The sequence below is a fragment of the Mesorhizobium sp. L-8-3 genome (assembly GCF_016756615.1).
Taxonomy (GTDB): Bacteria; Pseudomonadota; Alphaproteobacteria; order Rhizobiales; family Rhizobiaceae.
Genome location: NZ_AP023262.1, coordinates 1,721,681 through 1,740,299, shown reverse-complemented (window position 1 = coordinate 1,740,299; position 18,619 = coordinate 1,721,681). Strand labels below are relative to the sequence as shown.

The following is an 18,619-nucleotide window of genomic DNA, read 5'->3' as shown; positions in this document are numbered from 1 at the left end:
CTAAACCGATTTAGTCTCGCCGCCCGCAACCGGGATATCCTCATGGACGCTTCGATCAGACTTGCTTCGGCCGCTCGCGGCCGGTGGGCCGTCGCGGCGATGTTCTTCGTGAACGGATTCGTCACGGGCAGCTGGGCCCCGCAGATTCCCGTATTCCTGACGCGGCTCCAGATCAGCGAATTCACGCTGGGGTTGCTGATCCTGCTGTTCGGAATGGGCGCGCTGATCGCCATGCCCGTTTCCGGCTACCTGATGTCTCGTCACGGCTCGCGCAACGTGACGCTGGGTTTCGGCTGCGTCGTCGTCGTCGCGCTGCTCCTTGTCGTGCTTGCCCCGAACGTGCCCGTGGCCGCCCTCGCCATGCTCGTTTTCGGCGGCTCGATCGGCGCAATGGACGTCGCTATGAACGCCAACGCGGTGGCCGTGGAGAAGAAGCTCTCCCGGGCCGTCATGTCATCCTCTCACGGTTTCTGGAGCCTCGGTGGCTTCGCCGGCGGCGGACTTGGCGGCTTCGCCATCCAGAGCTACGGGTCCCTGCCCCACGCGGCGGTCGTCAGCCTGATCGCGGCCGCCATCCTCGCGGTCGCTGCCCGCCATGTCGTCACCGAGGACAAGCCGGTCGCCCACGAGCATCACACATTCGCGCTGCCGAAGACCGCGACGGTCTATCTGGTCGGCCTGATGGCGCTGTTCAGCATGGTGCCGGAGGGCGCAGTGCTCGACTGGGCCGCGCTTTACATGAAGCAGGAGCTCGGAACCGACCTCGCCACCGCCGGCCTCGCCTATGCGTTCTTCTCCGGCGCCATGGCGCTGATGCGATTTGCCGGCGACGGCGTGCGCAACCGCTTCGGCGCTGTCAACACGCTGCGCATATCGAGTCTCGTCGCGGCGTCGGGCATGCTGGTCGCGGCCTTGTCGCCCTGGCCCATGCTCGCGGTTGCCGCCTTCGCGGTCTGCGGCCTCGGCATCGCCAATGTCGTGCCGATCATCTTCTCCGCCGGCGGCAACCAGCCGGGCATGGCCTCGAGCGTCGGCATGAGCGTGGTGACGACAATGGGCTATTCGGGCATCCTGCTCGCGCCCTCGGCGATCGGCTTCGCCGCCGAACATGCCGGCGGCTTCTCGCCCGTCTTCATCACGCTGTCGGGCCTGCTGATCGTGGTCTGCCTGATGGGCCGGCTTGTGCACACGGCGGATTTCAAAGGTTAGAAATTTCCAGCCGCATAGCGCTTCAGTTCCTCATACAGGAAATCGGCGAGACGCCGGATGCGCGGGCTGGTGCGCACGTCGCGATGCATGGCGAGCCACATCGGCAGATCCGGCAGCGGCAGATCCGGCAGCACGATCTCGACCAGCGGCTCGGCCGCGGCGAGCGACCGCTGCGCGAAACCGATGCCGTTGCCCGCCTTGACCGCCTCCCACAGCACGATCTGGTTGTCGGTCCGCAAGCGGAAGGCGTGCCGGTCGATCGTGACGCCGAGACGTCCGAACTCCCGGATGATATCGTCGGCGCGATCATATCCGATGAGATCGTGGGAGAGGAGGTCGTCGGCCCGTTCCGGCCGCCCCCGGCGCGCGATGTAGGATCTCGCGGCGCAAGCCGTCAGCGGCAGATCGGCGATCTTGCGGGCGACAAGTTCGCTCTGGGTCGGCTTCACCATGCGCACGGCGATATCTGCATCGCGGCGCAGGAGATTCTCGACCTGGTTGGAGGCGACGAGCTCCACTTCGATCTCCGGCTCCTCGACCGCCAGCCGCGCGAGCATCGGCGGCAGCACATAGGCCGCGACGATCTCGCTCGCCGCGATGCGCACCGTGCCCGCAACGGCTTCCGTCGTGCCCAGCGCCAGCCGCGAAAAGGCCGCGGCCCGAGCTCCGACCTCGCGCCCGCGCTCCAGGAGCGCCGCGCCGCTCTCTGTGAGCTCATAGCCGCCGCGGCCGCGCCGGAACAGCACCACGCCAAGCGCCGCCTCCAGCTCCGCAACATGGCGCCCGAGCGTCGGCTGGCTCGTGGACAGTCTGCGCGCCGCCGCCGACAGGCTGCCGGCTTCGGCGACAGCGACAAAGCTCCTGATGAGGTTCCAGTCGAGGTCGGTCACGGGTCTATTCAATCTTGAATATCATCGCGTCAATCATATGGAATTTCCATTCATTCGCAATTGGCCGATGCTGGCTCCGTCGAAAACACCGTGATGGAGACGAGACATGGAATCCGTTGTCGTTCTGGGCGCTGCTGGCCGGGTCGGCGATGCGGCCGCGCGTGCCTTCACCGCCGACGGCTGGCGTGTGAAGGGAGTGGCTCGCAATGCCAAGACATCGGTGATCGCGCCCGGCGTCGAACCCGTCCGGGCCGACGCCTTCGACAGGGCCTCCCTGATCGAGGCCTGCAGAGGCGCCGACGTGATCGTCAACGCGCTCAACCCGCTCTACACGGAGTGGACCGAGAAGGTCATGCCCATGGCCGAGAATGTGATTGCCGCGGCAAAGGCCGTGGGCGCGACCCATATGCTGCCAGGCAACGTCTACAATTTCGGCTACGACATATCCGTCGGCACGACCGAGGAAGCGCCCGAGATCGCCTCGACCGAGAAGGCCGAAATCCGCATCGCCATGGAGGCCCTGTTCCGCAGGGAAGCCGAACAGAACGGGGTACGCACGGTCGTGCTTCGGGCGGGCGACTTCTACGGCGGCACGAAACCGCAGAGCTGGCTCGACCTCATCATACTGGCGCGGCTCGGGAAGAACATCTTCACCTGGGGCGGCCCGATGGACATTCCCCATGCCTTCGCCTATCTGCCCGACCTCGGCCGCGCCTTCGTCGCGCTCGCCGGCAAGCGTCGGGAACTGGGCACATTCGAGCGCTTCCACTTTGCCGGCCACACTTTGTCGGGCAACGAGATGAAGGCGGCGACCGAGGCCGCCGTCGGCCGGCGCCTGAGGTCAGCCACCGTGCCGTGGATCGCCTTGCGCGCGGCCGGTCTCTTCAGCCCGATGATGCGCGAGGTGGTCAGAATGTCTTATCTCTGGCGCACCCCGCATTCGCTCGACGGCGGCAAGCTTCAGCGGCTGGTCGGAGATCTGACCGTCACGGACCCTGTCGACGCGCTGCGCCAGGCGATCGCCGACCTCGATCTGGACCATGGCCGCCGCATGGCGGCGTGAGAGCCGGCATTCGGTTCAGATACGCCCCATCAGGACGAGGATCAGCAATACGACGAGCACGACGCCAAGGATGCCCGAGGGGCCGTAGCCCCAGCCGCGCGAGTAGGGCCATGCCGGAAAAGCACCGAGCAGGAGAAGGATCAGGATGATGATCAGAAGTGTCGTGAGCGTCATGGAAATCCCCTGAAAGGTTTCGCATTGGACGAGCAATGCCCAAGCCCACGCTTTGTTCCGCTATCGTTCCGAGAATTTCGAGGAAGGTGCAGCTATAGCGAGACAGCCATCAGCCGGCCTCGCAACAGGGCGGGAAGCTGAGCCGGCAGGCGACATCTTCTCGATGGCCGCCCCTCGGCGGTCTAGGGCGGCGTCATTGCCGCACGTCGCCCTTTCCTTTTTGCTGCTGTTGTGGTGGAGGTGGCCACCCAGGCTTCGAAGAGCGGCTCGATAATCGGTCGCCGCGCCGGTCGTGCTGGGGCCTCTTTTACTCCGCAGCCTTCGGGAACGCTTCCGCCGGGGCACCGGGCTCCGCTGCTGCCGGCGCGGTCTCCTTGGCTTGCTTGCCGCGACGGAACAGCCGGCCCCACCAGCTCCTTTCGCCCTTGCGGTGCTTTTCACGGGTGAACACCATCAGCATCGCCGGCGTCACCACCAGCGTCAGCAGCGTCGCGAAGGACAGGCCGAACACGATCGCCGATGAGAGCGAGATCCACCATTGCGTCGACGGCGCATTGATCGTGGTCTCGTGATGGAAGATCTCCAGGCCGAGGCCAAAAGCGATCGGCAGCACGCCGAGGATAGCCGACAGCGCGGTCAGCACGACCGGTCGCGCACGCTCGCGGCAGGTCTGCAGCACGGCGTCGAGCTTGCCCCAGCCTTCCTCGCGCAGCCTGTCATAGGTGTCGATCAGCACGATGTTGTTGTTCACCACGACGCCGGCCAGCGCGATGACGCCGATACCGGACATCACCACGCCGAAGGGCTGCCCGGTGATCAGCAGGCCCAGGAAAACGCCGATCGTGGACATGACCACGCAGGACAGCACCAGCCACACGCTGGTGAACTTGTTGAACTGCGCGAGCAGCACGATGAAGATCAGGAAGATCGCCGCGCCGAAGGCTTTCGACAGGAAGTCCTGGGCAGCTTTGCTCTCCTCGTCTTCGCCGGCGAGCTTCCAGCGGATGGCGCCGAGATCCTGCTTGGCCATCATCTCGTTGACCTGGGCCTGCACCGCCGCCGGCTGGAAGCCGCTGGCGATGTTGGCCTGCACCACGATGGTCCGCTGGCCGTCGATGCGGTTGAGGACGCCGACGCGGGGCTCCGGCTTGCGATTGACGAAATTCGAGATCGGAACGGACCCCTCAGCGGTCTCGACGCGCAGCTGGTCGAGCGTCGCCAGCGTGCGGCGGTCCTCGGGCAGGCGCAGCCTGATGTCGACGGCGTCGTCGGCGCCGGCGGGCCTGTAGTCGGAGAGCTTCAGCCCGGTCGTGACGAGCTGCACCACGCTGCCGACCGCGAACGGGCTGATGCCGTATTGGGCGGCCTTGCCGCGGTCGACCTCCAGCGCCCAGTCGATGCCGGGCGGCGGCAGGCCGTCGGCGATGTCGATGACGCCCGGAATCGCGGCGAGCTGCGCGGCGACCTCCTTGGCCTTCTCGTTCAGGCCTTCGGGATCGGCCGCGGAAAGGCGGACCTGGATGGCCTTGCCGGTCGGCGGCCCGGCTTCGGGCACCAGCACCTCGATATCGACCCCCGGGATGCCGGCCATGGCCACACGAAGCTCGTCGAGCACCTCATGGGCGGGCTTGCGCTGGCGCCAGTCGATGAACTCGTACTGGATGACGCCGACCACATCCTCGGCAACGTTGTTGGCGCTGCCAGTTGCCTTGCCGGCGCGGGTGTAGACCGATTTCACGCCTGGCCAGCCGAGGATCCGCTCCTCGGCGAGCCCGGTCGCAAGGTCCATCTCGGCCAGCGAAAGATTGCCGCGGGCATGGACGTAGAGCAGGCCGTATTCCGGCTCCACATTGGGGAAGAATTCGAGGCCGGCACCGTATTTGGAATAGGCGACCTGCACGCCGACCAGCAGGCCGACAGTGAGCAGCAGCACGGTCTTGGGGAAACGGACGGCGGCCTTGACGGTGGCCATGTACCAGCCGTCGCGATGCTCGGGCTCGGGATGCGCCTTGCCGAAGATCGCACCCAGCGTCGGGGTGAAGACAAGGGCGTAGAGCATCGATGCCGACAGCGTCACGATCAGCGTGATCGGCATGTATTTCATGAACTCGCCGACGATGCCCGGCCAGAACAGCAGCGGCGAGAAGGCGGCCACGCGCGTCATGGTCGCCGCGATCACCGGGCCGGCCATGCGATTTGCGGCAAGCGCATAGGCTTCCTTCCTGTCCATGCCCTCCGACATGCGCCTTTCGGCGAACTCAGTGACGATGATGGCATCGTCCACCAGCATGCCGACCGCGAGGATCAGGCTGAACAGCACCACGATGTTCACCGTGAAGCCGGCCATGGACAGCATCAATATGCCGAGCAGGAAGGAAGTCGGGATGGCGAGCCCGATCAGCATCGAGGCCCGGCCCGACAGCGAATAGAGGATGACGATGAAAACTAGGATGACCGCGATCATCACATGGTTCTGCAGGTCGCCGAGCAGTTGGCGGATGGTCGTCGACTTGTCCTGGCTGTAGGATACGACGGTACCCTCGGGAAGCCGCTTGGCGAACTCGCCCGCGGCGGCCTTCACGGCGTCGACCGTCTCGACCAGATTGGCGCCGGTGCGCTTCTTCACCTCGATAGCAATGGCCGGCTTGCCGTCGAGCCGGGTGACCGTCTCGGCATCTTTGTAGGTAGCGCGGATGGTGGAGATGTCGCGCGCGCGCACGACCGCACTGGGCGTGGCCACGACGGGCAGGTTGGCGACGTCTTCCGGCGTCTCGATCAGCGACGGCACCTTGACCGCGTAGCGCCCTTCGGAGCCTTCGATGTTGCCTGCGGCGACCAGGCTGTTGCCGGCGACGACGCCCTGGATGAGCTGGTCGAGCCTCAAGCCGTAGGACGACAGCCTCACCGGATCGATGATGACCTCGACGAGATCGTCGCGGGCGCCCTGCAGGTCTGCCTCCAGCACGCCCGGCACTTCCTCGATGCGGTCGCGCAGTTCGCGCGCTGCGGCCGTCAACGCACGCTCGGGCACGTTGCCGGCCAGCGTCACAACCAGCACCGGAAACTCCGACAGATTGACCTCGTTTACGGTCGGTTCGTCAGCGTCCTGGGGCAGGTCGCGCTTGGCATCCTGGACCTTGGCGCGCACATCTTCCAGTGCCGTCGAGAGATCGGCGCCGGCATTGAACTCGACCAGCACGAAGCCGCCGCCCTGATAGGCCGACGAGCGCATTTCCTTGACGTTGGAAAGGCTCTTCATGCGCGTCTCGACGGGCCGCAGCAAAAGCCGCTCGGAATCTTCCGGCGAGATGCCCTGGTAGGTCAGGCTGACATAGATGATCGGAATCTGGATGTCCGGCTCTGCTTCCTTGGGGATCGACTGATACGCGAGCGCACCGGCGATCAGGAAGAACACCATGATCGAAAGCGTGAGGCGAGCGTTCCGGATTGCGAGACGGACGATATCCATGGGCTAGAGTGCCCCGCCGCTGACGTCGCCCACCAGCCGCTTGATCGTGTCCGGATCAGCCACGACGGGGTTCACGATGTCGCCCTCCGTCACCAGATCCTGACCGGCGACGATGATACGCGCATCGGCCGGAATGCCGCCGAGCACCAGCCCCTTGGGCGTGTCGTCGATCAGGTCGATCGGATAAAAGGCGACCTTGTTGTCCATGCCGACCGCCCGGATGCCGAGGTCGCCGGCAGCGCTCAGCGTCACCACGGAACGCGGCAGCGCCACCGCATCGACGGGCTCGGAGCGCAGGATGACCTCCGCTGTCATGCCCGCCGGTATGGCCTTGTCGGGATTGGGGATCGCCACCTCGACGCGGAAGGTGCGTGTGGCGGCCGACGCGTCGCGGCTGATGTAGCGCAGTGTGCCTTTGACGGTCTCGCCATTGACCAGCCGAACCTCGGCTTCCTCGCCCTTGCGCAGGAACTGCAGGTCGCGCTCGCTCACCTCGCCGACGCCGATGACCGGGTCGAGGCTGATGATGGTGGCAACCTCGGTGCCCTGCATGATCATGGCGCCCCGCTCGACGTCGACGCGGTCGACCAGCCCGTCGAATGGCGCGCGAACCTCGTTGCGGGCGAGATCGGCGACCATGGCTTCAAGCTGCGACTTGGCCGTGGCGAGCTGGGAGCGCGCGAGCTCGAGCTGCAGCTTCGGCGTGCTGCCGGCCTTGTGGAGCCGCTCGGCGGCTTCCCATTCGGCCTGGCGCTGGCCGAGCACGGCCTTGGCCATGTCGACGGCGGCTGCCTTTTCCTCGTCGGCAAGACGCAGGATCAGGTCGCCGGCCTTGACGCGGTCGCCCTGCCTGACCGGCAGTTCGTCGATGATGCCGCCGCTGCGCACGGCGAGCGCCGCGCGTTGATCGGCTTCGGTCTGTCCGGAAATACGGATCGCGCGGGCGTGCCGGAGCCGTGGCGGCGTCACGACTGCGACCGTGCGGGCGGGTGCCTTGGCTTCCTCCGCCGCCGGTTTCGCGCCGGCCTCGGACTGGGCGCTGCCCACTGACGAGAATTCACCCGTGGCAATCCAGGTGGCGAAACCGATCGTCACGGCCAGGGCCGCAAACTTGTGGTACCTGATTCTCGACATGCGTCGCTTTCCGTTGGCGGTCGCGGCCCGACCGCTCCATCCTCCGAGCGCGACGCTCGATATGGGATCGCGCCCGGTCGAATTCAATTATCTGATGCCCGCATTCCCGCGGAGCGTGCGTCTTCTACAGCAAAGTCAACCTGCAAAATAGTCGGAAAAGCACTTCGCCCCACGACTGCCCCAGAACGACATCAGCCGCCGGGACAAGGCGCTCCCGCCGCGCTCCAGTTACGGATCGCTTCGTAGGTTTCCTGCGCCGAGCCCGGCGCCGCCTCACGACCGGGCCCAGGCGCCCAGCCCCAGGCGACGAGCTTGTCGTCCCGGACATGCGTCGCGACCTCTTCCAGCGTGCGCCCGCCATTGCGCTCGGGATCCTTGATCTGGGCGCAGATCTCGGCCGACGACTTCTGCCACCAGACCATCTCAGCAGGCGCGAGATGCCACCCCTCGACACCGGGCGGTCCATGCAACGCGCTGGAATTGCTGTCGAAATGGCATGTCGTGCAACGCTGCCCGGCATTGCCGAGGCCGGAACCGTCGGCGCCGCGCCCGACATTGAAGCCGTGATGTTGCGCAACCGGAAACTCCGGCCCGGACCAGCGCGGATGCTCATCTTCAACATGGCAGTTGGCGCAACGCGGATGCGAGAAGACCGCATGGATCTTCTCCCATTCCTCGAGGCCTCGGGCAGGATCGGCGGCAGTTGCCGGCGCTTCCTGCCCGCTCGCGCCTGCGGCGAGCGTGACCAGCATGGCAGCAGATGTCAGCAATCTGTTGCCCCCTGTCATGCGAAGCCGACTTCCTTGTTGAGCGGCAGCCGGCGGATGCGCTTGCCGGTGAGCGCGAAGACGGCGTTGGCCAGCGCCGGGGCCGCCGGCGGCGTGCCGACTTCGCCGACGCCACCCATCCGGTGATAGTTCTCCAGGATCGCGACCTCGAAAGTCGGGCATTGGAAGATGCGCATGGCGTCGAAGTCGTGGAAGTTCGACTGCTCGACCATGCCGTCGGCGAAGGTGATCTCCTGGCCGACCGCGGCCGACAGGCCGAAGACCGCCCCTGACGTGAGCTGCGCCTCGATGATGCCGGGATCGATGGCGGTGCCGACATCGGCGGCGATCCACACCTTCTCGATGCGGATGCCCTCAGGCGTGTCGGCGACCTGGACGATCTCGCCAACCCAGCTTCCGAAGGAGAGGGTAAAGGCGAAACCCCTGGCCTTGCCGGCCGGCAAAGGCTCGCCCCATTTCGCCATCTCGGCAACCTTGTCGACCACCTTCACCGCGGCCGGGTAATCGGCCATCAGCTTGCGGCGCATCTCGACAGGGTCGATTTTGCCTGATGCGGCGATCTCGTCCATGAAGCTTTCATGGAAAAAGCCGTTGTAGGAGTTGCCGACGGAACGCCAGAAGCCGACCGGCACCGAGACGGCGGCGGGGATCGCGGTGACCCTATAGTTGGGGACCGTATAGGGCTGATCGTGCGATCCTTCCGTGATCGTCTTGTCCGGCCCCGCGGCGGGAAGCGACGGGAAGGTGCGGCGCAGCGTGCTGGCAATCGTCGAGGGCGAGGCAATCCTCATATCGATCGCAACGGGCAATCCATCCTCGCCGAGCCGCGCCTGGAACCGTCCGGCTGCAGCCGGTCGATAGACGTCATGGCGGATGTCCTCCTCGCGGGTCCAGACCACCTTGACGGGGCGGCCCGCGGCCTCACTGGCGAGCAGCGTGGCGAACATCGAATAGTCCATCTCGCCGCGTCGGCCGAAACCGCCGCCCAGATAGGTCGTATGGACGTTCGTCTTGTCCTGTGCGACGCCGGCGAGGCCGGCGCAGAGCTGGCGCGTGATGGTCGGCATCTGGTTCGGCGACCATATGTCGAGCACGCCGTCCTTCAGCCGCGCCGTGGCGTTCATCGGCTCCATGCAGGCGTGGGCAAGATAGGGGACCGCGTAATCCGCCTCGACGATCCTTTCGCGGGGCGCGTCGGCGAAGGCGGTGTCGACGTCACCGTCGTCGCGCAGCGCCGAACCGCCGCCGGCGGCGAGCGCATCCTGCAGTGCCTTTTCGATGGCTGCGCTGTCGGGCGGATATTCGGCGGCGCCCCATTCGACCTCGATCGCCTCGGCCGCCTTGAAGGCGGCCCAGCTGTTCTCGGCGATCACACCGAAGCCCGAGCCGTAGGTGGTGTCGATGGGCACGATCTTGACGACGCCAGGCATCTTCTCTGCCTTGGACAGATCGGCCTTGACCGGCCTGGCCCAGAAACGCGGGCTCATCTTCACCGTGCCATAGAGCATTTCGGGCAGGTCGACGTCGACGCCGAAGATCGGCGCCCCAGTCACCTTGGCCAGCATGTCCTGGCGCATCTGCGGCTTGCCGAGCAGCTTCCATTCGGCCTTATGACGCAGCGTGACCGTCGAAGGCGGGGAGGCGGCCCCGGCTGCGACCGCGACCTCGCCATAGGTGACCGACCTTCCCGTCGCCGGATGGCTGATCACTCCCTTGGACGTCTCGAGATCGACCGCCGGGACACCGAGCCTGTCGGCCGCGGCGGCGACCAGCATGAGCCGCGCGGCAGCACCCGCCTGCCGCATCTTGTCGAAACCGTCGCGCATCGAGGCCGAGCCACCGGTGCCCTGGAAGCCGAGGATCTTGCCAACCGCGCCCATCACATCGCGCATCGTCTCGGCGGCGATGCCCTCCTCGTAGAAGGCGAAGGGGCCGCCCTCGGCCAGCATTTCGGAATTGTAATAGGCCCATGAGGCCGGGCCGTGCTCGACCCTGACCTGGGCGAGATCGACGTCGAGTTCCTCCGCGACGAGAGCCGCGAGCGACGTCGAGATGCCCTGCCCCATCTCCGCCCGCGGCGCGACGACGGTGATGGTGTTGTCGTCGGCGATCTTCACATAGGGATTGAAGGTCGCCTCACCGTCGGCGAGTTCGCCTTCGAGGGGGTTCGGATAGGGCCTGCGATAATAGTAATAGCCGACCGCCACGCCGCCGGCGATCGCGGCGCCCCCGATCAGGAAAGTACGGCGAGCGATTGTTCCAAGGCTTGCCATGGTTAGGCCCTCGCGAGTTTGAGGGCGGCCGCTTTCTTGATGGCCGCCCGGATGCGGGGATAGGTGCCGCAGCGGCAGAGATTGCCGCCCATCGCATTGTCGATGTCGGCGTCCGTGGGGTTGTCGATTTCGTCGAGCAGCGCCACCGCGCTCATAATCTGGCCGGCCTGGCAATAGCCACATTGCGCGACCTGGTCTTCCAGCCAGGCCTGCTGGACCGGATGCAGCTTGCCGTCGGCGGCCAGGCCTTCGATCGTCGTGATCTCGCCCTCGACCGCGCCGACCGGCAGCGAGCAGGAGCGTATCGGCGTGCCGTCGACCAGCACTGTGCAGGCGCCGCAGGCGGCGATGCCGCAGCCGAACTTGGGACCCTTGATGTTGGCCAGATCGCGCAGTGCCCAAAGGAGCGGCATGTCGGGATCGGCCTCGATGTCGATGTCCTTCCCGTTTACGGTCAGGCGCATGGGGATACCCTCCGTTGTCGTCCATGGCGCTGGCTTATGCAGCTAAGACATCTTGACAAATTCCGTCATTTTGTCAAGAGAGAGAGGAGGGACATCAGACATGACGCCGGAAGCCGAATTCACCGCAGATCCCAAACGCGCCCGCATCATAGAGGGCGCGATGCGGATGTTTCTTGCCTACGGCTTCGCGCGGACCACGATGGACGACATTGCCCGCGCGGCGGAGGTATCCCGGCCGGCGCTCTATCTCCTGTTCAAGAACAAGTCGGATATCTATCGGGCGATCGCGACGATGCTGTTCGACCAGTCGATCGCGACCGCGCAGGCCGAACTTGCCGTGGAGGCTCCTTTCGGCGAGCGTGTCGTGGCGGCGATCGACAAGTCGCTGATCGGCATGATGCAGCCCTTCGCCCAGTCGCCGCATGGCGCCGAGATCCTCGATATGAAGAACAGCCTCGCCGGCGAGTTGATGGGCGCCTGGAGGGAGAGGCTGGTCGGCCTGCTCGCCGAGGCAACCGCCGCGGAGGCCGCGCGCACCGGAACCGATCTCGCAGCGCGAGGGCTTTCGGCGCAGACCCTCGCCGAACTGCTGCTCGACGGGCTGGAAGGCATGAAGATGCGCACCAGCGACCCCGACGAGCAACGGCAAGCGGCGCGCGGGCTGGTCACCGTGATCGAACTGGCTCTGCGGGCCTGACGCCCGCGGTGGAATCTGACTGGCCCCGCCGGTGAAGAACTCTCCGGCTCTTGCCTCTTGCTCTCTCCCGCAATCCCGATTGACACCGGCAATGGTCGATGACTCTATGCCCGTGGAACGGGAGATTTCTCTCATGAGTGACGAACTGATCGGCATGGGAGTCTACACGCCATCGGAGGCCGGCCGGCTGTTGCACATCCCGGCTGCAAGGATCACGCGTTGGCTTCGTGGTCATAGGATCGGGGAGCAGGCGTACGAGCCTCTTTGGCGACCTGAAGTCACGCTCGACGACCGTGTGTTCCTCGGCTTCCGGGACCTCATGGAAGTGCGCGTTGTCGACGCCTTCATCCGAGCAGGCGTGCCTGCGCTTCGCCTACGTATGGCAATCCAACTGGCGCGCGACATTCTGGGCAGCGATCATCCGCTCTCCACGAACCACTTTCGGACCGACGGACGGGAGATATTTCTCAGGGTCATTGAGACCGACCCGGACGGACGTGAACGCGAGCGTCTGCTGAACCTCTTCAGGCGGCAGTATGAATTCAACGATATCATCAATCCCATCCTGAAGACGGTAGACTTCGATGATCACGGTGCGCCCTTTCTGTGGTGGCCTGGCGGCCGTCGCCTGAATGTAGTGGTGGATCCGGCTCGCTCCTTTGGTCAACCGATCGACGCAGCGTCGAGCGTCCCGACCGCCGTCCTGGCAGCCGCCGCAAAAACAGAAGGTGTTCAGGGAGCAGCCACGGCGTTCGAGGTCTCCGAAGCCTCAGTGCGTAGGGCCGTCGAGTTCGAAACATCGATGGAACAGAAGCTGGCTGCGTGAACGTCCTTTTCGACAACTGCACGTCACCGGTACTCGCAACGACCCTGCATGGCTTCATCCAGCATTTTGGCCACGCCGCTTACCACATCAAGGACGTACCGGGGCTGTCGAACGGACGCCACTCTGCCGATCTGGAATGGATAGATCTTCTCCGTCGCTCTCCCGACGAAGGGATGTTCATTTCCGGTGACGCGCGTGTCTTGAGAAATCCGGCTGAGAGGGCGGCACTGCGTTCTGCGGGCTTGCATGGATTCATCCTTGCAGCCGCCTATCAAAAAACGCCTCTTCATCAAGTCGCAGCGACGATCGTGTGGCGATGGCCGGATATTTCTCAGGTAATTCGCCTCGTCGCCGCGCCGTCAATGCATGAAGTTCCCATCGGCAGGCAGACGAAGCTGCGGCAGCTATCCGTCTGAGTGGTGGGCGGTCGAAACAGGGTACCAAGTCCCGGTTCACGCCTGCCGGACGGCAGCCGGCCTTCTCCTCCGCGCGAGGAATTCGCGGACCCGATGTCCCGGTGCGGTGCTTCGTTTCGGCGTCATACCCGGCACCAGCATATCGGAGAGGTCGAGCGTCGGCTCTTTTCCGACCTTGTCGAAATGCTCTTCCAGCCAGTCATCTGCGGCCGAGCGGCCGAGGTCGCGCAGATATTCAAGGAAGGCCCACTCGGCATTCACCTTGGACGAAGCGCTGAGATCCTTGAACGCCTCGTCGGCGTCGATGCGATGCATGCGGATGTCGCGATAGTCGTCGTGGCCGATCTTTCCGCTGCGGATCAGTTCCTTGACGAAGGCGATGGCGCGGAACTCGCGCAGCAGCCCCGCATTGAAGGTGATTTCGTCGACCCGGTTCTGGATCTCGTTGACGGTCTTGGGCACACCCTCGCGGAAAACAGGATTGATCTGGACCAGCAGCACATCCTCGACCGCGCTGGCGTAGAAGAACGGATAAAGCGCCGGATTGCCGCCATAGCCGCCGTCCCAATAAGGCGCGCCGTCGATGCGGACCGCCTGGAAGATCTGCGGCAGGCAGGCCGAAGCCATGACCACGTCCGCGTTGATTTCTCCTGTCTCGAAGACCCGCAACTGGCCGGTCTCGACATTGGTGGCCGACAGGAACAGCTTGATGTCATGGCAGCCGCGGACATTGTCGAAGTCGATCTCGGTCTCGACGACATCGCGTAGCGGATTGACGTTGAAGGGATTGGCCGCATAGGGCGAGAACAGCCGCGACATCGCATCGAACCAGAAATAGCCCGGCGTGTTCTCGACCGACCAGTTGCCCCACAACACGTCCCACGGCGTGCGCTGGACGGGGCTGAACCGGCCTGTCCGGCCGACCGCGCGCCAGAAGTCGTCGAGCTTGCGCCGGGCGCCGTCGCGGCCGCCGCGAACCAGCCCGTCGGCGAGCGCCACCGCGTTCATCGCGCCGGCGCTGGTGCCTGAGATCGCCCTGAAATCCAGGCGCCCGTCCTCGAGCAGGCGGTCGAGCACCCCCCACGAAAAGGCGCCGTGCGAGCCGCCGCCTTGCAACGCAATGTTGATCGGCTTGCGCGACGCCGCTTCGACGACATCGGCCGGCCACGAGTCCTTGGCGGGGGCTATCGTCATTCCGCGGTCCAACCGCCGTCGACCGAGATATGGGTGCCGTTGATCTGGGCGGCGTCCTCCGAGCAGAGGAACGACACCGTCGCAGCGATCTGCTCGACCGTCACGAACTCCTTGGTCGGCTGCTTCTCGAGCATCACCTCGCGGATCACGGTCTCGCGATCCATGTCGTGCGCCTTCATCTGGTCGGGGATCTGCGCTTCGACCAGCGGGGTGAGCACATAGCCGGGGCATACCGCGTTGCAGGTGATCCCGTCGCGCGCGATCTCGAGCGCCACCGTCTTGGTGAAGCCCATGATGCCGTGCTTGGCCGAGACATAAGCCGATTTGAAGGGCGAGGCGACCAGCCCGTGGGCCGAGGCGATGTTGACGATCCGGCCCCAGCCGGCGGCCTTCATCAACGGGATCGCGGCCGCCGTCGTATGGAAGGCCGAAGAGAGGTTGATGGAGATGATGGCGTCCCATTTCTCGACCGGAAACGCCTCAACCGGCGCGACATGCTGGATGCCGGCATTGTTGACCAGGATGTCGGCCGTCCCGAAACGTTCGGCCGCCGCGGCGATCAGGGCGCGGCATTCCGCCGGCTTCGACATGTCGGCCTTGATATAGGCGGCGCGCACACCATGCCTGGCAGCGATCGACTCGGCGGCGGCGTGATCCTCGGCCGTATCGGAGAAGGAGTTGACGACCACGTTGCAGCCTTGTGCCGCCAGCCTGTGGGCGATGGCGAGGCCGATGCCGGAGGTCGAGCCTGTGACGATTGCTGTCCTGGTCATCGGGTATCCTTTCAATTCCCTCGGATATTGCGTTGCAGCATAGATACTGCATTGCAGCAGAATTGCGAACCCGGTCTCACGATCGCGCTTGCGCAGTCGAGCAAAAGTGAAACGCCGGCCAGGCCTGATCGAGCCTGCCGGCGTCGATTGGGGACTTCCGATCGGCGAGCGGCCCTACAGCGTGTTGCGTGAAAACGGATTCACGCTCGCTGTAGGTCTTTGGTTTGACGCATGTCTTTGTCCCCGAAACCGGTACCCACTTTCGGGAGACATGCTTTAAAGCGCGCCCAGCCCGTCGGAGCCGATATAGGCGATGCGCAGCATATTGGTCGCGCCCGGCGTGCGCAGCGGCACGCCCGCGGTGATGATGACCCGGTCGCCCGGCTGGCCGAACTCCTCGGCAAACGCGATGCGGCAGGCGCGATCGACCATGTCGTCGAGGTCGGTGGCGTCCTCGGTCACCACGCAATGCGTCCCCCAAAGCAGCGACAGGCGCCGCGCCGTCTCCAGGATCGGCGACAGCGCGATGATCGGCACCTGCGGCCTTTCGCGGGCGGCGCGCAGGCCGGTCGTACCCGATGCCGTGTAGGTGACGATCGCGGAAAGCTTCAGCGTCTCGGCGATCTGGCGCGCGGCGGCCGAGATCGCATCGGCGCCGGTCGCCTCCGGCTCCGAGCGCTGGGCGTTGATGATGCCGAGATAGACCGGGTCCTGCTCCACGCGTTCGGCGATCCTGTTCATCATGCCGACGGCCTCGATAGGATACTCGCCGGCTGCCGATTCGGCCGAAAGCATGATGGCGTCGGCACCCTCGAAGACCGCGATCGACACGTCCGAGACCTCGGCACGGGTCGGCACCGGCGCGCTGATCATCGATTCCAGCATCTGCGTGGCCACCACGACCGGCTTGCCGGCGCGGCGCGCGGCGCGCGTGATCTGCTTCTGGATGCCGGGCACGGCTTCCACCGGCATTTCGACGCCGAGATCGCCACGCGCCACCATGATGGCGTCGGACAGCTCGATGATCTCGGCCAACCGGGCGACCGCCTGCGGCTTCTCGATCTTCGACATCAGTGCGGCACGGCCGCGCGCGATCTTGCGCGCCTCGGCGAGGTCCTCCGGCCGCTGGATGAAGGACAGCGCCACCCAGTCGACCCCGGTCGCGAGCACCGCGTCGAGATCGCGCCGATCCTTCTCGGTGAGCGCACCGAGCGGCAGTTCCGTGTCGGGCAGGCTGACGCCCTTCTTGTCGGAGATCCTGGTGCCGGTGACGACCCGCGTCACGATAGACTTTCCGTCGGTCTCTTCCGCCACCAGATGCAGCCGGCCGTCGTCGATCAGCAGCCGGTCGCCCGGCTCCACCGATTTCAGGATCTCGGGATGCGGGAGATGGACGCGCTCGGCATTGCCGGGTTCGGGATTGTCGTCGAGCGTGAATGTCTGGCCTGGCTTCAGCTCTTCCCTGCCCCTGGCGAACTTGCCGACCCTGAGCTTCGGGCCCTGCAGATCGGCCAGGATGCCGATCGGACGGCCGACCGCCTGCTCGACCGCGCGGATGCGTCCGACCAGCGTGCGCATCAGCTCGTGGTCGGTATGGCTCATATTGATCCGGAAGACGTCGGCGCCTGCTTCGAAGAGCTTTCGGATCATGGCCTCGTCGGAAGAAGCCGGGCCGAGCGTTGCGAGGATCTTGACCTTTCGGCTGCGTCTCATTGAGTTCCTGTTCCCGTGACGGCCGGTGCGCCGCCGGTTGCGGGCTGATCGGTCAGCTGCACCATCCAGCTCGCCTGCTCGCCCGTGTCGTATTCCTGGAATCCTGCGCGCTGGAAGCCGCGGGCGACGCAGTCGCTGACGCCGGCGATCTTGAACTCCTTCTCGGCGACGCACATGTTGATCGGCCCGTCCCAGCGCCCACCGCGCTCGGCATCCTCTGCATACAGATAATAATAGCGTGATGACAAAGGCCCCTCGATCAGGGTCTTGCAGGTCGATCCTTCGACATGCCACCAGCCTTCGGTGACCCAGCCGGCCTTGGCGCGATAGCCGATCGACACGCCGATGAGGTTCTGGGTGGCATTGCAGACCCGAAAGTCCGCCAGGGCCGGGGAAGACGCAACGGCCGCGACGATGGGGATACCCGGCAAAAGCAAGAGCGCGGCCATCAGGTGGCGAAGGCGCAGCCTGCCGGCGAATATCATCCTGAAGCCCCTCGACAGTGAAATCGGCATCGTTGACGCCCCTTTTCGGCAAAGTCCGGGCGCATGTCAACGCGCGCCCGCTGCGGAACCCAATCGATTTAGAACGCGACCGCCGGACGAGTTCGTCACCCTTTTGGTCATTTCAGTAAAAAGATTGGCCAAACAACGGCATTGCAACCCCGACACCGCCGTGAAATGACGGGTCCCACGCCGAAATGGACGAACAGGGGACAATTCGACCCGCATGACACGCTCCGCAGTCTTTGCTCCCTTCGAGGTCGTCGAGGGCTCCCGAAAGCGTGGCCTCGTGCTGATCGCGGATCACGCGCGGCGCGACCTGCCCGAGGAATATGGCGATCTTGGCCTGCCGGCCGGGGAGTTCGACCGCCACATCGCCTATGACATCGGCGTCGAGCATGTCACGCGGCGGCTTGCCGCTCTGCTGGACGCGCCGGCCGTGATCGCCAATTTCTCGCGGCTGCTCATCGACCCCAACCGCGGCGAGGACGACCCGACGCTGATTCGCCAGCTCTATGACGGCACCGTCGTGCCGGGAAACTATCCGATGGCGCCGGAGGAGCGCGAAAGACGGCTCGAGCGCTTCTACCGGCCCTATCACGATGCGGTCGCGGCGGTCACCGCCTCGGCCGCGCATGATTCCGGCCATGCGCCCTTCGTCATGTCCATCCATTCCTTTACGCCGGTGATGCAGGGCTTCGTGCGCCCCTGGCATGTCGGCGTGCTGTGGGACCTCGATCCGCGCGCGCCGCTGCCGCTGATCGACCAGTTGTCGCAGGATCCGGACCTCGTCGTCGGCGACAACGAGCCCTATGACGGCGCCTTGCGCGGCGACACCATGTTCAGGCACGCCATCGTCAACGGCTTCGCCCATGCGCTGGTCGAGATCAGGCAGGATCTGATCGCCGACGAGCATCAGGCCACGCGCTGGGCCGAGCGGCTCGCGCCGATCGTTGACGCGATCAACCGTCGCCCCGATATACATGAGGTCAGGCGCTACGGCTCCCGCACCGGGCCAGTGTGAAGGAGATTG

At 65.4% G+C, this 18,619-nt stretch carries 17 protein-coding genes; 6 read left to right on the top strand and 11 right to left on the bottom strand.

Translation table 11 applies throughout. From position 1 onward, the window contains the following. Nucleotides 1-42: 42 nt before the first annotated feature. Nucleotides 43-1,209 carry an MFS transporter gene (locus tag JN302_RS08130; RefSeq protein WP_202332535.1) on the top strand — a complete coding sequence of 389 codons (1,167 nt, stop codon included), beginning with the start codon at nt 43-45 and terminating at the stop codon, nt 1,207-1,209. On the opposite strand, the gene JN302_RS08125 is transcribed toward JN302_RS08130, so the two are convergent. Beyond that, nucleotides 1,206-2,099 (bottom strand): LysR family transcriptional regulator, encoded by an 894-nt coding sequence (locus JN302_RS08125; RefSeq protein ID WP_202332534.1) that lies wholly within the window; start codon nt 2,097-2,099, stop codon nt 1,206-1,208. The two genes, JN302_RS08130 and JN302_RS08125, sit on opposite strands and share 4 nt — an antisense overlap. 106 nt (nt 2,100-2,205) lie before the next feature. Between JN302_RS08125 and JN302_RS08120 the strand changes: the two genes are divergently transcribed. After that, entirely contained in the window at nt 2,206-3,162 is a 957-nt protein-coding gene (locus JN302_RS08120) for an NmrA family NAD(P)-binding protein (RefSeq protein WP_202332533.1), read from the top strand. 15 nt (nt 3,163-3,177) lie between these two features. On the opposite strand, the gene JN302_RS08115 is transcribed toward JN302_RS08120, so the two are convergent. The 6 genes from JN302_RS08115 to JN302_RS08090 all read right to left on the bottom strand — a co-directional run bounded on the left by JN302_RS08115 (nt 3,178) and on the right by JN302_RS08090 (nt 11,464). Then, nucleotides 3,178-3,336 (bottom strand): DUF3309 family protein, encoded by a 159-nt coding sequence (locus JN302_RS08115; RefSeq protein WP_202311103.1) that lies wholly within the window; start codon nt 3,334-3,336, stop codon nt 3,178-3,180. A 307-nt stretch (nt 3,337-3,643) separates the two neighbouring features. Continuing rightward, nucleotides 3,644-6,805 (bottom strand): efflux RND transporter permease subunit, encoded by a 3,162-nt coding sequence (locus JN302_RS08110; protein ID WP_202311101.1) that lies wholly within the window; start codon nt 6,803-6,805, stop codon nt 3,644-3,646. Nucleotides 6,806-6,808: 3 nt separating this feature from the next. Further along, nucleotides 6,809-7,939, bottom strand: coding sequence for an efflux RND transporter periplasmic adaptor subunit (locus JN302_RS08105; protein WP_202332532.1), 1,131 nt, complete (start codon nt 7,937-7,939; stop codon nt 6,809-6,811). Nucleotides 7,940-8,130: 191 nt separating this feature from the next. Continuing rightward, nucleotides 8,131-8,709 carry a hypothetical protein gene (locus tag JN302_RS08100; RefSeq protein WP_244846249.1) on the bottom strand — a complete coding sequence of 193 codons (579 nt, stop codon included), beginning with the start codon at nt 8,707-8,709 and terminating at the stop codon, nt 8,131-8,133. Between the two features lie 14 nt (nt 8,710-8,723). Beyond that, entirely contained in the window at nt 8,724-11,000 is a 2,277-nt protein-coding gene (locus tag JN302_RS08095) for a xanthine dehydrogenase family protein molybdopterin-binding subunit (RefSeq protein WP_202332530.1), read from the bottom strand. Between the two features lie 2 nt (nt 11,001-11,002). Then, the gene (locus JN302_RS08090; protein WP_202311093.1) at nt 11,003-11,464 is read right to left on the bottom strand and encodes a (2Fe-2S)-binding protein; all 462 of its coding nucleotides are present in this window, start codon (nt 11,462-11,464) and stop codon (nt 11,003-11,005) included. 100 nt (nt 11,465-11,564) lie between these two features. Between JN302_RS08090 and JN302_RS08085 the strand changes: the two genes are divergently transcribed. From JN302_RS08085 to JN302_RS08075, 3 genes are all read left to right on the top strand, one after another. Beyond that, nucleotides 11,565-12,161 (top strand): TetR/AcrR family transcriptional regulator, encoded by a 597-nt coding sequence (locus JN302_RS08085; protein ID WP_202311091.1) that lies wholly within the window; start codon nt 11,565-11,567, stop codon nt 12,159-12,161. A 133-nt stretch (nt 12,162-12,294) separates the two neighbouring features. Further along, nucleotides 12,295-12,987: a hypothetical protein gene (locus JN302_RS08080; protein ID WP_202332529.1), complete on the top strand. Its 693-nt coding sequence runs from the start codon at nt 12,295-12,297 to the stop codon at nt 12,985-12,987. Further along, nucleotides 12,984-13,403 (top strand): PIN-like domain-containing protein, encoded by a 420-nt coding sequence (locus tag JN302_RS08075; protein ID WP_202332528.1) that lies wholly within the window; start codon nt 12,984-12,986, stop codon nt 13,401-13,403. The genes JN302_RS08080 and JN302_RS08075 overlap by 4 nt, the downstream gene beginning before the upstream one ends. Before the next feature lie 36 nt (nt 13,404-13,439). On the opposite strand, the gene JN302_RS08070 is transcribed toward JN302_RS08075, so the two are convergent. The 4 genes from JN302_RS08070 to JN302_RS08055 form a co-directional block, all read right to left on the bottom strand. Then, nucleotides 13,440-14,597, bottom strand: a complete 1,158-nt coding sequence (locus JN302_RS08070) for a patatin-like phospholipase family protein (RefSeq protein ID WP_202332527.1) — start codon at nt 14,595-14,597, stop codon at nt 13,440-13,442. Further along, complete coding sequence (locus tag JN302_RS08065) at nt 14,594-15,370, bottom strand: 3-hydroxybutyrate dehydrogenase (protein WP_202332526.1); 777 nt, start codon at nt 15,368-15,370, stop codon at nt 14,594-14,596. The genes JN302_RS08070 and JN302_RS08065 overlap by 4 nt, the downstream gene beginning before the upstream one ends. Before the next feature lie 276 nt (nt 15,371-15,646). Beyond that, nucleotides 15,647-17,083 carry a pyruvate kinase gene (pyk, locus tag JN302_RS08060; RefSeq protein WP_202311081.1) on the bottom strand — a complete coding sequence of 479 codons (1,437 nt, stop codon included), beginning with the start codon at nt 17,081-17,083 and terminating at the stop codon, nt 15,647-15,649. Further along, the gene (locus JN302_RS08055) at nt 17,080-17,532 is read right to left on the bottom strand and encodes a DUF1036 domain-containing protein (protein WP_342215988.1); all 453 of its coding nucleotides are present in this window, start codon (nt 17,530-17,532) and stop codon (nt 17,080-17,082) included. The genes pyk and JN302_RS08055 overlap by 4 nt, the downstream gene beginning before the upstream one ends. A gap of 280 nt (nt 17,533-17,812) precedes the next feature. Between JN302_RS08055 and JN302_RS08050 the strand changes: the two genes are divergently transcribed. Beyond that, entirely contained in the window at nt 17,813-18,610 is a 798-nt protein-coding gene (locus JN302_RS08050) for an N-formylglutamate amidohydrolase (RefSeq protein ID WP_202311079.1), read from the top strand. The last annotated feature ends 9 nt before the right edge of the window (nt 18,611-18,619 follow it).